14 protein-coding genes are annotated in these 14,741 nt (G+C 62.5%); 5 read left to right on the forward strand and 9 right to left on the reverse strand.

Annotation, left to right across the window (positions count from 1 at the left end; translation table 11 throughout):
• Positions 1-5 precede the first annotated feature (5 nt).
• Positions 6-782 carry an SDR family oxidoreductase gene (locus FHW96_RS20780; RefSeq protein WP_172342497.1) on the forward strand — a complete coding sequence of 259 codons (777 nt, stop codon included), beginning with the start codon at positions 6-8 and terminating at the stop codon, positions 780-782.
• Between the two features lie 40 nt (positions 783-822).
• On the opposite strand, the gene FHW96_RS20785 is transcribed toward FHW96_RS20780, so the two are convergent.
• From FHW96_RS20785 to FHW96_RS20795, 3 genes are all read right to left on the reverse strand, one after another.
• On the reverse strand, positions 823-1,254 hold the full coding sequence (locus tag FHW96_RS20785; protein WP_172342498.1) for a nuclear transport factor 2 family protein: 432 nt from the start codon (positions 1,252-1,254) through the stop codon (positions 823-825).
• Positions 1,251-2,573 (reverse strand): SRPBCC family protein, encoded by a 1,323-nt coding sequence (locus FHW96_RS20790; protein ID WP_172342499.1) that lies wholly within the window; start codon positions 2,571-2,573, stop codon positions 1,251-1,253. The genes FHW96_RS20785 and FHW96_RS20790 overlap by 4 nt, the downstream gene beginning before the upstream one ends.
• 65 nt (positions 2,574-2,638) lie before the next feature.
• Positions 2,639-3,832: an aromatic ring-hydroxylating dioxygenase subunit alpha gene (locus tag FHW96_RS20795; RefSeq protein WP_172342500.1), complete on the reverse strand. Its 1,194-nt coding sequence runs from the start codon at positions 3,830-3,832 to the stop codon at positions 2,639-2,641.
• 141 nt (positions 3,833-3,973) lie between these two features.
• Here FHW96_RS20795 and FHW96_RS20800 point away from each other — a divergent pair, with 141 nt between their 5' ends.
• On the forward strand, positions 3,974-5,635 hold the full coding sequence (locus tag FHW96_RS20800) for an AMP-binding protein (protein WP_253951121.1): 1,662 nt from the start codon (positions 3,974-3,976) through the stop codon (positions 5,633-5,635).
• Positions 5,636-5,656: 21 nt separating this feature from the next.
• Here the strand turns inward: FHW96_RS20800 and FHW96_RS20805 are convergent, their stop codons facing one another.
• The gene (locus FHW96_RS20805; protein WP_172342501.1) at positions 5,657-6,460 is read right to left on the reverse strand and encodes an SDR family oxidoreductase; all 804 of its coding nucleotides are present in this window, start codon (positions 6,458-6,460) and stop codon (positions 5,657-5,659) included.
• Positions 6,461-6,612: 152 nt separating this feature from the next.
• Between FHW96_RS20805 and FHW96_RS20810 the strand changes: the two genes are divergently transcribed.
• A complete protein-coding gene (locus tag FHW96_RS20810) occupies positions 6,613-7,374 on the forward strand; it encodes an SDR family NAD(P)-dependent oxidoreductase (RefSeq protein ID WP_172342502.1) in 762 nt (253 codons plus the stop codon).
• A gap of 15 nt (positions 7,375-7,389) precedes the next feature.
• On the opposite strand, the gene FHW96_RS20815 is transcribed toward FHW96_RS20810, so the two are convergent.
• Both FHW96_RS20815 and FHW96_RS20820 read right to left on the reverse strand, forming a co-directional pair.
• The gene (locus tag FHW96_RS20815) at positions 7,390-8,103 is read right to left on the reverse strand and encodes an SDR family NAD(P)-dependent oxidoreductase (RefSeq protein ID WP_172342503.1); all 714 of its coding nucleotides are present in this window, start codon (positions 8,101-8,103) and stop codon (positions 7,390-7,392) included.
• Positions 8,103-9,122 (reverse strand): NADP-dependent oxidoreductase, encoded by a 1,020-nt coding sequence (locus FHW96_RS20820; RefSeq protein WP_172342504.1) that lies wholly within the window; start codon positions 9,120-9,122, stop codon positions 8,103-8,105. Before FHW96_RS20820 ends, FHW96_RS20815 begins: the two co-directional genes overlap by 1 nt.
• A 148-nt stretch (positions 9,123-9,270) precedes the next feature.
• On the opposite strand from FHW96_RS20820, the gene FHW96_RS20825 reads away from it, so the two are divergent.
• A complete protein-coding gene (locus FHW96_RS20825) occupies positions 9,271-11,544 on the forward strand; it encodes a TonB-dependent receptor (protein ID WP_172342505.1) in 2,274 nt (757 codons plus the stop codon).
• Positions 11,545-11,613: 69 nt separating this feature from the next.
• The gene (locus tag FHW96_RS20830; RefSeq protein ID WP_172342506.1) at positions 11,614-12,393 is read left to right on the forward strand and encodes an SDR family NAD(P)-dependent oxidoreductase; all 780 of its coding nucleotides are present in this window, start codon (positions 11,614-11,616) and stop codon (positions 12,391-12,393) included.
• A gap of 38 nt (positions 12,394-12,431) precedes the next feature.
• Here the strand turns inward: FHW96_RS20830 and FHW96_RS20835 are convergent, their stop codons facing one another.
• Genes FHW96_RS20835 through FHW96_RS20845 form a run of 3 tightly spaced genes read right to left on the reverse strand, consistent with a single transcriptional unit; the run spans position 12,432 to position 14,661 of the window.
• Positions 12,432-13,217 carry a ThuA domain-containing protein gene (locus FHW96_RS20835; protein ID WP_172342507.1) on the reverse strand — a complete coding sequence of 262 codons (786 nt, stop codon included), beginning with the start codon at positions 13,215-13,217 and terminating at the stop codon, positions 12,432-12,434.
• Positions 13,217-14,236 carry a zinc-binding dehydrogenase gene (locus FHW96_RS20840; protein WP_371815772.1) on the reverse strand — a complete coding sequence of 340 codons (1,020 nt, stop codon included), beginning with the start codon at positions 14,234-14,236 and terminating at the stop codon, positions 13,217-13,219. The genes FHW96_RS20835 and FHW96_RS20840 overlap by 1 nt, the downstream gene beginning before the upstream one ends.
• On the reverse strand, positions 14,233-14,661 hold the full coding sequence (locus tag FHW96_RS20845) for a nuclear transport factor 2 family protein (protein ID WP_172342508.1): 429 nt from the start codon (positions 14,659-14,661) through the stop codon (positions 14,233-14,235). The genes FHW96_RS20840 and FHW96_RS20845 overlap by 4 nt, the downstream gene beginning before the upstream one ends.
• Positions 14,662-14,741 lie beyond the last annotated feature (80 nt).

Genomic DNA, 14,741 nt, shown 5'->3' on the forward strand with positions numbered 1-14,741 from the left:
GGTCGATGAGCATTTCCCTGAACAATGTGGTGGCCGTGGTGACGGGCGCGCGCGGCGGCATCGGGCGCGAAGTGGTGCGCGCGATGAAGGAGGCGGGCGCTATTGTGGTGGCAACCGACATGGTCGCCCCCGGCGATGTCGGGGCCGATCATGCGCTGGCCCATGATGTTACGGCGGCGGGCGACTGGCAGGTGGTGGCCGATCTGGTGGCGCGCGAATATGGCCGCCTCGATGCGCTGGTCAATGTGGCCGCGATCAGCATCGTGGCCAGCATCGAGGAAACCCCGCTGGAGGAATGGCGGCGCATTCATCAGGTCAATGTGGAAAGCGTGATCGTAGGGGTGCAAACTCTGCTGCCGTTGCTCAAAGAAGGCGGTAAGGCGCGCAAGGGCGGCGCCTCGATTGTCAACTTCTCCAGCGTCGGCGGGATCAAGGGCGCGCCCTTCAACGGCGCCTATTGCACCAGCAAGGCGGCGGTCAAAATGCTGTCCAAGTGCATGGGCGCCGAATTTGCCGCGCTGGGCTACAATATCCGCGCCAACAGCGTGCATCCCGGCGGGATCGACACACCGATGTTGCAATCGATCATGCAGCGCTATGTCGATCTGGGCGCGGTGCCTTCGCTGGAGGTGTCGATGCAGGGGGTGATCGCGGCCCATCCCATCGGGCGGCTGGGGCGGCCCGAGGAAATGGCGGGCGGGGTGGTCTATCTCTGCTCGGAGGCGGCCAGTTTCGTGACATGCAGCGAATTTATGATGGATGGCGGCTATTGCATGAGCTGATGAACAAAGGCCCGACGGAGCGATCCTTCCGGGCCTTTGCCTACCCTTGCGGCGTGACCACCGGGGGCAGCAGCATTGCCATGTCAAGCCGCGCGATCAGCCAGCCATTGCCCCGCCGCACCAGTTCAAAAGCATAGCGCGCCTTGACCTCCAGCAGGTTGCCGTCCTTGCCCAGGCTGAAGGCATGGCCATAAGCCTGAACCTGCGCGGCGCCGGCGGGATCATAGGCGGTGACCGCGATATTGCTGATGAAATGGGCGTTTTGCGCCATGCCCGCAAAGGCGGTGACGAAAAATTCGCGCACCGCCGCGCGCCCCTTGATCTCGCCCATGCCCAGCGCGGCAAGGTCATAGATGCCATCAGGGGTAAACAGAGCGGCCACCCCATCGGCATCCCCGATCCGGTCCACCGCCAGCGCATAGGCGGCGGCCAGATCGGCGATGGCGATCCGCTCTGAAGGCGGGCAGGTCATCGGCGGCCCTCGACATAATCGTCCAGCAATTCGTGAAAGCGCTGGATGCGCTTTTCCTGCGCGGGCAGGAAACAACCCTTGAAGCCGCGCGAATTGAGGCCCTGCTGCTGGGTCGTGCCGATCGAGAGATCCTGATCGGCGACAAAGCCCAGCGAGACGCCGTCGCCATAGGTGCTGTGGCGCACCACGGCGTCATGGCGCAGGGGGACGGTGCCGATGGGCGTGACCACTTCCTTCATGCCCTTGATGGGGGGCATCAGCACCCAATGCTGGAAAATGCACTTTTCAGGGTCGGTGGGATGCGGCTCGGTGCGCAGGACCTGAAGCTGTTCGGGCGACATGGTGAGCGTCAGATTGGGAAACAGCGTGCAGTGGAAATAGTCCACCAGTTGCTGGTCGGTCATGTCGGCATACATCGTATAGCCGCGTTCCGGGCCAAGGCGGCGCTTCGCCTCGATCACGGCGGCGCGGATATCGCCGGTGTGGCCGTTGTAATCGGCAGGGTCGATGCCCCATGCCCGCGCAATATCGTCGAGCGGGGCGGGCACTTCGGCGCTGTGATAATCGGCGCGGGTGGTGGCCTGATGGCCGATCATCCACATAGAATTGTGCCCGCTCTCATACATCTCGAACAAGGTGGTGGGCAGGCCGTCATTGATGAAGGTCGCCAGTTCGGGATGAATGGTGGGCAGGTGATAGCTCTCGTTGAAATTGTCGCGGATGATCTTCCAATTGAAATCGGCATCGCATGAGAGTTTGAGCACACGCACCCAGTTGTCGAGGCCGTAATTGGCCAGACGGTCCTGCAAAGGCGCCATCCATTCACGCAGGGGCGGGACATCATCGTCCATGCACCAGAACACGAAAGGCCCCCATGTCTCGCAGCGCAGCGATGAGAGCTGGACCTTGCCGCAGGGGTTGCCATCGGGGAAATCATCGGGATCCTGCACCTTGGCCAGCACGCCGTCGGGGGTGAATTGCCACCCGTGATAACCGCAGGTGATGCGCGGCATATGCCCCGCATCACCCAGCACCAGCCGGTTGCCGCGATGCGGACATGAATTGTAAAAGGCGCGGATCGTGTCATCACCCTGCCGGACCATGATGACCGATTCCTTGCCGAAATCATGGCGGATAAAGTCGCCCTCTTCCTCCAGTTCGGCCAGTGAACCGCCAAGGTGCCAGACCTTGGGCCAGAGGTTGGCGTGTTCCTTCTTCATCCACTCGGGCGAGATATAGCGATCCGCCGTGATCGTATCGCCGCGCACGGCCACATCGAATTCGGGCGAATAGCGCGACTTGTTTTGCTGAATCGTCATGGGCTGCTGTGTTCCGTATCCTTGGCCCGGCCGGGGACAGGGCGTTCCAATCGAAAAAGGCGGATTTACATCACCGGTTCGGGCAGGGTGGGATCATCCTGCAGATACCAGTTGAGCCATTCGTGGAAATATTGGTTGCCCCGCTCGTTGCGGCCAAAGGTCAGATTGTCATGCGCGCCGCTTTCCAGACCTTTCTGGATCTCCATGCCGATGACGTAATCTTCCTGATAGGTCACATCGCGGAAGAAATTCATCATGGCCTCAACGCTTTCGCGGTCGGCATCGTCACGGATCGGATCGCGGCGCAGATAATGCAGGACGGTGCGGTTCCGGTCCGGCGTCGGCCCGGGAAAGAGCTGGGCGACCTGCGTGATTTCCGGGGCCAGAAAGGCCGAGACATTGGGGAACAGGATCCGCACAAAATCGAAGCCGTTGTTTTCCTGATCACCCCATTGATCGCGGGGGATGTCTTTCAGCGCCTCGGCGATGCGATGCTGGGGGAAACCGATGCGCATCGAGGGGCCAAAACCTTCATAGAAGGTACGGTTGGAGGGCGTGCGCGGCTCGATGGTGCTGGGGTGGAGCGAGGCGAAGTGATAGCCTTCGAGATAGCCGTCAAAGGCGATCTTCCAATTGGCCCCTTCGATCACGCGGCTGCCAAGATAGGACCAGTTGGCGAAATCGACCGCCTCGAAATCCTCAAGGAAGCCTTGAAAATAGCGGTCGAGATCCATCGGCGCATTGGGCGTGAGGCACACGAAGATCATGCCGCCCCGCTCTTCGCAAGGCAATGCGCGCAGGGCCAGCCCCGCCTTGTCCACATCGCCAAAGGTCGCAGCTTCCGACAGGCCGATCAGCTTGCCATCCGGCGCATAGGTCCAGCCATGATATTTGCAGGTGAAGCGCGCGCAATTGCCCCGCCCTTCGGAGGCCACCGGCGCCCCGCGATGCGAACAGACATTGAGAAACGCGCGCACCTTGCCATTCTTGTCGCGGCTGATCAGCACGGGCAGGCCCATCGCCTCCATCGCCTTGTAATCGCCCGGCTGGGGCATTTCGGCGGTAAAGCCCAGCATCAGCGGCACGCGGCGGAAAATCAGCTCCATTTCCGCTTTCCACTGGTCCGGGTCGGTATAGCTGGCCGTGCGCACCCTTGCGGTCGATTGGGCCTGATAGGTGGTCTTGTGTTCCACATAATCCAGCATGATTTCCGCAACATCGCCGATTCGCTGGCGGCGGTCCACCTTATGGGTGCTCATCAATCCTCTCCTCCCTCGTGCGGGGTTTTCGGGGCTCAGACTGCCGCAGGCGCAAGAGGCTGCCAAGCTGGGACAGGTGACAGGTTCCTCACTCTTTTGCCAAGTGGACAGGCCGGGCAGGCGGCCCCAAAAGAGACCAAAATGCGAGAGAGGTTCATGGGCGACAGCAATACAATTCCCCGGCTTTGGCCCGATGTGCCCGCGCCGCATCAGCGCGCCTTTGCCGATGGTGGCCTATGGCCGACCCGCACGATTGCCGACCGCGCGCAGGATTGGGCGCAGAGCTGGCCCGATGACATATGCCTGATTGACCCGATGGGCGCGATGACGATGGGTCAGGTGTGGCGCGAAGCGATGGCGCTGGCCTCGGCGCTGCGGGCAAGGGGGCTGGTGCGCGGCGATGTGGTGGCGTTCCAATTGCCCAACTGGCGCGAGGCGGCGGTGCTGAACATGGCGGCGGCGCTTTCGGGGCTGGTGCTGAACCCGATCGTGCCGATCTATCGCGATGCCGAAATGCGGATCATGCTGGGCGATTGCCGGGCGCGGGCGATCTTTGTGCCCCATATTTTCCGCAAGCTGGATTACCTTGCCATGGCGCGCCGGGTTCAGGCCGGTCTGCCCGAACTGACGCATATCTTTACCGTGCGCGGCGAGGGGGGCGATGACTATGCCGCGCTGATCGAGGCGGGCGCAGCTTTGCCCTCTGCCCGCGAAGCCATTGATCCCCAGAGCATCAGCATGGTGCTTTACACATCAGGCACCACGGGGCGGCCCAAAGGCGTGCTGCACAGCCATGCCACGCTTGGCCGCATCATCGAACAGAGCGCCGCCCATTGGGGGCTGGGCCGGGGCGATGCGATGTTGATGCCCTCGCCGGTGACGCATGTTTCGGGTTATGCCAATGGCCTTGCCATGCCCTTTGTCGTGGGCACGCAAACCGTGCTGATGGAAAGCTGGAATGCGGATGAGGCGCTGGCGCTGATCAACCGCCATCAGGTGGTGGGCACGGTGGCGGCCACGCCCTTTCTGGTCGAACTGGCCCATGCGGCGCTGGCAGCGGACGATGCGCTGCCAGCGTTGCGCTTCTTTGCCTGCGGCGGTGCGGCGGTGGCGCCCGAAGTCATCGCACGCGCACGCAAAGCCTTTGCCCATTGCGCCCCGTTCCGCGTTTTCGGCAGCTCCGAAGTGCCGCTGGTCACCTTTGGCTGGCCCGATGATCCAGACCTTGCCGCCGCCACCGACGGGCGCATCGTCGATTATCAGGTGCGCATTGTGGACGAGGCGGGCCATGATCTGCCCGATGGGCGCGAGGGCGAGATTCTGGCGAGGGGTCCGGCGATGATGGCGGGCTATGCCGATCCGGCGCAGACCGAGGAGGCGATTGATGCGCAGGGCTATTTTCGCACCGGCGATCTGGGCCTGCGCGATGCGCGCGGCGGGTTGACCATCACCGGGCGCAAGAAGGACCTGATCATCCGGGGCGGCGAAAATATCTCGGCCACCGAGATCGAGCAGGTCTTGCTGACCCATCCCGCCGTTGCCGATTGCGCGGTGGTGGCCATGCCGCATCCGCGCCTTGGCGAGGGAGTCTGCGCCTATGTCGTCCTGCAGGGCCCGGCGCAGGCCCAAGGTCTGGCCACGGAACTGGCCGAGCATGTCGCGCAAAGCGGGATGGCGAAGCAGAAGATACCCGAGCGGTTCGAAATGGTCGAAAGCCTGCCGCGCACCGCTTCGGGCAAGATCCGTAAGGATCGGCTGCGCGAGGATATTGCCCAGCGGATCCGGCAGGAGGCCGGGGGCTGAAACTTCCCCCGGCCGTATCCCTCATCCCCCTGTGGCGGCGGCGATGGCTGCGCCCATTTCCTCGCGCGTGGGGTTGCGGCGCAGGGTCAGGCCGCCATTCACCTGAAGGTTCTCGCCGGTCATGAAACATTCGTCGCTGGCCAGAAACACGGCGGCGGCGGCGATATCATCGCTGGTGCCGATCCGGCCCAGCGGATAGCCCGCCAGGAAGCAGTCAAACAGGCCCGGCACCGTTTTGGCATCCGCCGTCATCGGCGTTTCGGTCAGGCCCGGCGAAATCGAGTTGGCGCGGATGCCCTCGATGCCAAATTCATGCGCGACACAGCGGATGACGTGATCGGTCCCCGCCTTGGTGCCCATATAGGCGGCGTGGTCGTTGAGCATGATCGTGGCGGTGGCGCTGCTGATCTGGATAATCGAGCCGCCGTTGCCGCCCATGCTGCGCGCCATCTTGCGGATCATGGCCTGAAAGAACTGATAGGGTCCTATATATTGCAGATCGGTCATCCTATCCAGTTCCTCGCGCGTGGTGTCGAGAAAGGGTTTGAGCAGGCCCCAGCCGGTGGCGTTGACCGCAATGTCCACCCCGCCCATGGCGGCTACGGCGGCATCGGCCATAGCGGCCAGACTCTGGGCGCTGGTGATGTCGCAAGGCTCCCAGTGACACCCGTTGGCCCCGGCAAAATCGGCCAGCACGCTTTCCTTGCGCCCTGCGACCATCACACTGGCGCCCTCGTCCAGAAAGCGGCTGGCGATGTGCTGTCCCATGTTGCCTTCGCTGCTGGCGCCCAGAACGATGGCGCGCTTGCCTGTCAATCGGCCCATTTTATCCCCTCGCTTTGTCTTGGTTGCCCCTTGCTATCACACTGGCCTGTCCGCCATTCCTCTCCAAAAGGCGAGTGGCAGGCCGGGGGAGGGATGCGCAAGGTCGCCCTATCACCGGCGCTGCTGTGGCGCGGCAGAGAGGACTTACGAACATGGATCTGGGACTGAAGGGCAAAAAGGTCATTCTGACCGGGGGCAGCCGGGGTATTGGCCGCGCCAGTGTCGAATTGTTCGCCGCCGAAGGGGCCGATGTCGCTTTCTGTTCGCGCAACGCCGATCAGGTGGCCGAAACCGTCGCCAGCCTCGAAAAGCATGGCGGCAAGGTGTTCGGTTCGGCCTTTGACATGGAATCGGGCCATGACGCCTATCGCGCATGGCTGGCGGGTGCTGCCGAGGCCTTGGGTGGCTGCGACATTTTTGTGCCGATGATTTCCACCAGTGGCGCGGGCGCCACCGGCGATTGGCAGAAGGGCCTTGATTATGACATCATGGGCGCGGTCATCGGCGTGGAGGTGCTCGAAGAGCATCTGGCCGCATCGGGCGCGGGCAGCATTGTCATCACCGCCAGCACGGCGGGGCTGGAAACCTTTATCGTGCCGCAGGGCTATAATGCGCTCAAAGGCGCGCTGATCGTCTATGCCGGACAACTCAGCCAGGCGCTGGGGCCAAAAGGCATCCGCGTGAATGCCGTCTCGCCCGGCCCGATCAAATTCCCCGGCGGCAATTGGGAGGCGATCGAGGGCATGATGCCCGAACTTCATGACGCAACTCTGGCGCAATTCGCGCTGGGCCGTTGGGGCGGGCCAGAGGAAGTGGCGCGCGCCGTGGTGTTTCTGGCCAGCCCGGCATCCTCCTATACCACGGGCACCAATATCGTGGTCGATGGCGGCTATACCAAACGGGTTCAGTTCTGACGGGGGGCGGGGCGATCACATCCGGGTCATCGCCCCGCCATCCACCATCCATCCCTGTCCGGTGACAAAGCGCGCATCGTCGCTGAGCAAAAAGGCGATGACATCGGCAATATCCTCTGGTTGCCCCAGACGGCCGAGCGCGGATTTCTGCTCCCAATGGGTGCGGTATTCGGGCATGGCGGCAAAAGCGGGCGCGGTCATCGGCGTGTCGATGGCGCCGGGCATCACGCAATTGGCGGTCACGCCATCGGCGCCAAGTTCAACGGCCAGCGCGCGGGTCATGCCCAGCACGGCATGTTTGGACGTGCCATAGGCCACCAATCCGGCATCGCCAAAGGCCGATGTGACCGAACCGATGGTGACGATCCGCCCGGCCGGGCTGGCGCGCAAATGGGGGGCGGCATCGCGGATCAGGCGGAAAACGGCGGTGACATTGACCGCCATCACTTGTTCGAAATAGTCGTCGCTATGGCCCTCCAACGGGCAAAAGGCGCTGATCCCGGCGCAGGGCACGACGAAATCGAGGCGGCCAAAACGGGCAAGGGCCGCCTCCGTCAAGGTTTTGCCTGCATCTTTGCCGGCAACGTCCATCAGCAGGTCAACATCGCCCTTCAGGTCCGCTGTCAGCACCTGTGCGCCATCCTCGCGCAATCGCCGGACGGTGGCCGCGCCAATGCCCGATCCCGCACCGGTAACGATGCCGCAACGCCCGTTCAGCCGCCCCGCCATCAATCGACCTCGAGCACCAGTTTGCCGGTATTGGCCCCGGTGAACAGGCGCATGAAGGCATCATAGGCATTGTCCAGCCCGAACTGGATATCCTCGTCCACGCGCAATTTGCCCTCGGCAATCCATTGGGCGATTTGCGCGCCGCCCTCGGCAAAGCGGGGAACATAGGCGGCGATCAAAAAGCCCTTGATAGTGGCCTGTTTGACGATCACCTGCCACAGGTTGCGCATGCCGACCTTTTCGGCGCTGTTATACTCGCTGATAAGCCCGCAAAGCACGACGCGGGCACGCAGCGCGAGGTTGAGCATGGCGGCGTCCATCACCTCGCCGCCGACATTTTCAAACAGGATGTCAATGCCTTGCGGCGCGGCCTCGGCGATTTCCGCCGCGATTTGGGTCTGCGATTTGCCTTTGTAATCAATGGCCGCATCAAAGCCGTAATCGTCCACCAGACGGCGGCATTTTTCCGCGCCGCCCGCAATGCCGATCACCCGCATCCCCATGATCTTGCCGATCTGGCCCACCATCGAACCGACCGCGCCTGCCGCCCCTGTCACCAGCAATGTTTCGCCCGCCTTGGGCTGTCCGGCATCAAGCAGGCCAAAATAGGCCGTCAGCCCGACCGCGCCCACGGCCGAAAGATAGCGCGAGGGGCGGTCGACAATGCCCACATCGATCCGGCTGGTGAAGCCGCCGGGCAACACTATCGAGAAATCTTCAATCGCATTGAGCCCCAGCACCCAGTCGCCGGGCGCAAAATCGGGATTGCGCGATTCCTCCACCACGCCCACGGTTGTTGCGCGCACCGGATCACCCAGCGCGATAGGCGGCATGTAGCTGGGCGCATCATCCATCCATCCGCGCTGGGCCGGATCGAGCGAAATGAAGCGGTTGCGCACCACCATGCCGCCTTCAGGCGCATGAGGCACCGCTTCGCGCACCAGTTGAAAATCATCGCGGGCAGGCGTGCCGACGGGGCGCTTTACCAGCAGAAATCGGCGGTTTTCAGTATCGGGCATGGGTCATCCTCTCTCTGGCGGGAATGTGAACCAAACGCGTCTGCATGCACCTATGATTTGTTGCAGTAGGTTCGTCTGCCTTCCCAAGCTTAGTTTGCACCAGAAGGAAAGGGGCATACCCCTTCGACAATCCACGGAGAGGAAGGACATGCAGAGCATCTTTGCAAGGCGCACAATTGGCGCGCTATTGATTGGTTCGTGTCTGGCGGGGATGCCCATGGCGGCGCTGGCGCAACAGGCAAGGGCGGCCCAGGCCGGCGCGGCTCCGGTTGACAGCAATGCGATCATCGTTACCGCGCGGCGCCGTTCCGAAACGCTGCAGACAACGCCCGTTGCCATCACCGCGATCAATGCCGCGATGCTGGACAACAAGGCTTCGGCCAATATCGGCGATCTGACCGGTTCGGCGCCGGGCCTGCTTATCACCCAGCAGAATTCGGGCGCACAGGCGGCCAATCTGTCGATCCGCGGCTTGACCTATGCCGACATCGAAAAGAGCCAGACCCCGACCGTGGGCGTGGTGGTCGATGGCGTGACCATCGGCACCAACACCGGCCAGTTGCAGGACGCCTTCGACATCGAACAGCTCGAAGTGCTGCGCGGGCCGCAGGGGACGCTGTTTGGCGCCAACACCATCGGCGGCGTCATCAACATTCGCCGCACGAAGCCGACGATGAAGAACGGCGCCAAGATCGAAGGCTCCTATGGCCAGTGGAACACATGGAACACCAAGGCCGTGGTCAATGTCGGCAACGGTTCCTCGCTTGGCGCCAAATTCTGGTATTTCCACAATCAGACCGACGGGTTCTATAACAACGTCACCACCAAGAAGCCCAGCGGGTGGAGCAAGAGCGACAATTTCGGCGCGGCCTTGCGCTATCGTCCGGAAAATTCAACGTTCGACGCGATCCTGACACTGGAAAACACCGTCCAGAATTTCGATCCGGTCGTCGCCAATATCGCCAACAGCAGCGAGCTGTTCTGCGCTTTTGAACCGGCGCAGGAATGTAACCGCAACAATACCACCGATCTTTACACGACCTTCAGCCAGAGCGCGACCAGCAATTACAAGGCGCCCGCTGCCACGCTGGAAATGAATTATGATGTAGGCGGAGTAAAACTGACCTCGATCACCGGATGGCGCCACACAAAGGAGTATCAGACACAGGACTTTGACGGCTCCTCGACCGACCTCTATTACGTTGACCGTCGCCAGCGCTACACACAGGTCAGTCAGGAATTGCGCGGCGCGGGCAAGCTGTTTGACGGCTTCGATTACGTGGTCGGCCTCTTCTATTTCACGTCGAATTATAATCTGACGCAATGCTCGCGTGTGTTCGGTTTCAGCCCGACCACGCCGCCTTGCGTGTTCGACACCAACGCCCAAAGCGTCTATGGCAAAACCGAAAGCTATGCCGCATTTGGTGACTTCAACTGGGCGGTGGCGGACAAATGGCGCATTTCGTTTGGCGGCCGCTGGAGCCATGACGACAAGCAATTGACCAACAGCTTTGCCAGCACCGGCCTGGTCGGATCGGGCAAGCGGGGCTTTTCCAAGTTCACGCCCAAGATCGGCGTCGACTATCGCCCCAATGCAGACATGATGTTCTATGGCAGCTGGTCGCGCGGCTATCGTTCGGGCGGGTTCAGCCCCCGCGCCGCCACCGCTGCCACGGCCGGCACGCCTTTCCAACCGGAAACGGTCGATTCGTTTGAAATCGGCGCGAAATTCGACGCGCTCAATCGCATGCTGCAATTCAACGTGGCCGGGTTTATTTCCGATTACAAGAACATGCAGCAGAACACCACGATCCCCGGCGGCCCCACCGGCAACCAGACGATCACCAGTAATGTCGGCGGCGCGACCATCAAGGGCGTGGAAATGGACGCCACCTTGCGGCCCATGGAAGGGCTGAAGCTGACGGCCAGCGCATCGATCATGGATTCGCATTTCCGCAATTTCGTGGTCGGCAACATCTATAACGGGGCGATCGTTCCCTTCGATTATTCCAATAACCGGCTGATCTATGCGCCCAAGTTTTCCGGTTCGATCAATGCCGAATATACGGCCAAGACCGGATTTGGCAGCGTGGTGACAACGGTGGGTCTGCGGCACATCGATCCTTACGACTCGCAGATTTCGTTGGGCGGGCTGACCCCGGTGATGTCGGGCACCACGGTGACCAAGGTGATTGTCAACGGCAATGACGCCCGCGTCCGTACCGCCACACAGGACCTGCTCGATGCCAGCATGACCTTCAATTTCAAGATGCAGGGGGCCGATGCCTATGTCCGCGTGTTTGGCCGCAATCTGGCCGATACGCGCACGACCACGGCGGCCTTTACCGTGGCGGGCCTGTGGTCCTTTGCCTCGGCGCTTGAGCCGCGCACCTATGGCGCGACGCTGGGCGTAAAGTTCTGATATTATGACAAGAATAAGGGGCGGTGCGGGAATCCCGCGCCCCCTTTTTGCCAGCAGGAGACAATCGACATGGCACGGCTAGAAGGCAAAGTGGCGCTGGTGACAGGCGGAGCATCAGTGCCCGGATTGGGCAGCAGCACCGCCGTCCGCTATGCGCAGGAAGGCGCGCGCGTCTATCTGACCGACCGCGATCTGGCCGGGGCGGAAAAGGTTGCCGCCGACATCCGTGCATCGGGCGGCCATGCGGTGGCGCTGCATCAGGATGTGACCAGCGAGGCGGACTGGGATCGGGTGATGGCCGCGATTGACGAGGCGGAAGGGCGGCTCGATGTGCTGGTCAACAATGCCGGGATCGCGGTTCTGGGCATGATGGACACGGTCAGCACCGCCGATTGGCAGCGCCAGATCGATGTCAATCTGACCAGCGTGTTTCAGGGCGCCAGACGGGCTATGGCGATGATGCGCCGGGCTGGCGATGACGGGAAAGCGCGCGGCGGTTCGATCATCAATATTTCCTCGGTGGCCGGGCTGATCGGCGTGCCGGGCTGCGCCTCCTATGCCGCGTCAAAGGGCGGGGTGCGTCTGTTGACGAAGGTTGTGGCGCTGGAAGGCGCGAGCGATGCCATCCGTTGCAATTCGGTGCATCCCGGCATGATCGCCACCAATATTCAGGGCGTGGCGCTTGAAGACAATGCGGCCAATTATGATGCCACCATGGCATTGATCCCGATGGGCTATATGGGCGCGCCCGATGACATCGCCAATATGAACCTGTTTCTTGCCTCGGACGAGGCGCGCTATATCACCGGCGCGGAAATGGTGGTCGATGGCGGGATGACCGCTCGCTAAAGGCTCAAGGCGGGCGCTGCGACGCCCGCCTCCCGGCGCTAGGCCACCCAGCGCAGCGCGTTTTCCACCAGCCGCCGGTAATGCGGATTTTCATAGGCCGCCGCCCCGTCGCCCGGTTGCAGATAGGCCAGTCGGCTGTTGATCGCCATCTTGGTCCAGCCGATCAGCGATGACCCGGGCGGATGATCCCAGCCATCGCGACAGAACATCTGTCCCCGCACCGCCAGATCCGCCGACCAGAAGTGATCGCGGGTAAAGTCGGCATCGCTGGTCATCAGCGGCTCAACCGTATCGGTGAACACTTCGGCCAGATAGAGTTCGTCCTGCATCGCAAAGCTGGCGGGCAGGCCCAGCGTGATCGGATGGGGCATCACGCTGGCCTGATAGGCCACATCATGGCGATAACCGCTGTCCAGCCTGCTCTGCCCCCGCACATGGGCGGGGCGATAGAGGAATTGTCCGCCCAGCCATTCGTGATAATCGCCCCATGTCGGCCATCCGGCCAGCGCATGATGGAGCGCCAGCACACCCTTGCCCTGTTCCAGCAAGGCGCGAAAGCCGACCTGCAAGGCGGGGGTGGGGTCGATGAAGGCGGGCGGCGCATCAGCTTCGAAATCCAGCCCCGGCATATCGTAAAGCACCAGCGCATCAAAATCGCGCATGCCTTCCGGGTTCATCAACAGCGCGGCGGCGGGTTGATCGACCATCGTGGCCGAAATCCCTTCCATGGCCTGAAACATCGCGTCAAAGGCGGTGCGGTCAAACGGATGCCCGCGCACCGCGACCAGCGCGCGCAATGGGGCATGGTGGCGGATGATCGGCATCAGCGGCTCACTTTCACAATGGTTTTGCCGATATTGGCCCCGCGCATCATGCGTCCATAGGCCGTCAGCACATTCTCGATGCCCTTGCTCTGGTCAAAGGGCATGATTAGACGCCCGTCACGCGCCCATTCGCGCAGAATTGCGGGGAAGACTCCGCCTGCGGCCAGCACATCGGGAATGAAAAACCCCTCTATCCGCAATCGCCGCATCAACACCTGATCGAAACGCGCCGGGCCGGGCAAGGGCGCCCCGTCATAGCCCGCCACCATGCCGCAAACCGCCACGCGCCCATAATGCGCCATATTGGGCAGAACAGCATCCAGCAGCGGCCCGCCGACATTATCGAAATAGGCATGAATGCCGCCGTCTATGTCCGAGAGTGCGGCTGCCACATCCTCCCCTCGATAATCGATCGTCCGGTCAACCCCGATCACCTCGCGCAGATAGCGGCACTTGGCCGGTCCGCCCGCAATCCCCACCACGCGCGCGCCCAGATTGCGGCCGATCTGACAGGCCATCACGCCTGTCGCCCCGGCCGCGGCCGATACGGCCAGCCATTGTCCGGCCTTGACCTGCGCCACATCGCAAACGCCGATATGCGCGGTCCAGGCATTGAGCCCCAGCACGCCAAAGGGATCGCGCGGATCGGCCAGAGGCTCTGCTATCCGCTCCAGCCCGGCCAGCGAGGGAACCATCACGGCCAGTTCGGCCCATTGGCCAAACCCGCGCACCAGCTCGCCCACCGCAAAGTCGGGATCGCGGCTTTCGCACACGCGGCCCAGAACCAGCCCGACCATCCTTGATCCCAAGGCCAAGGGCGGTTGATAGCCGTCGGTGCGGCCCGTCATCCACATCCGGGTGCCCGCATCCATCGAGAGATAGTCAACCGCAACCCGCACCTGCCCCTCGGCCAGCGGGGCGGGCGCTTCATCATGCAGGCTCAGGGCGGCGACATAATCATGCCCGTCGGGATAGGCATCGAGCCGCCAATAGCGATTGCGCGCCATGCCTGCGATCACAGACCTTTGGGGCCGATCTGACGATGGATGTTGCGAAAGGTGCGGCGGCTGAAATACCAGCAACCCTCGATCCTGATGCATTCATCATCATATTGCCCCCGGTCGCGGTGGACGCCATCGGGCCAGTCATAGACCTCGGCCGTATAGGAGCGCATCACGGCGGTATCGCCATGCACCTCGATGCTGCCCGGCCATGCCTCGAACATGATGCCGGGGTAATGTTTCATCGCCTCCACCCACATGGCGACGATGGCCTCGCGGCCATGGGTGGTGCCGATCTCGGGATAGTCGGGCAGCGACCATTGCGCATCATCGGCCCATGTTGCCCCCCATGCCTGCGCATCACAGCGCGTGACGGCGTCGGCATAGGTTTCCAGCAATTCGCGCAGGGCAAGGCGGTCGTCGGCAGGGCCGGTAAAGGGCATCGATGCTCTCCCATTTCTTATTTAAAACGATGATAGGGCTTTGCATCGCGCCGCGCGCCTAGCGCATTGCACAGGCGCGC

Source organism: Novosphingobium sp. SG751A (assembly GCF_013149295.1).
Lineage (GTDB): Bacteria > Pseudomonadota > Alphaproteobacteria > Sphingomonadales > Sphingomonadaceae > Novosphingobium.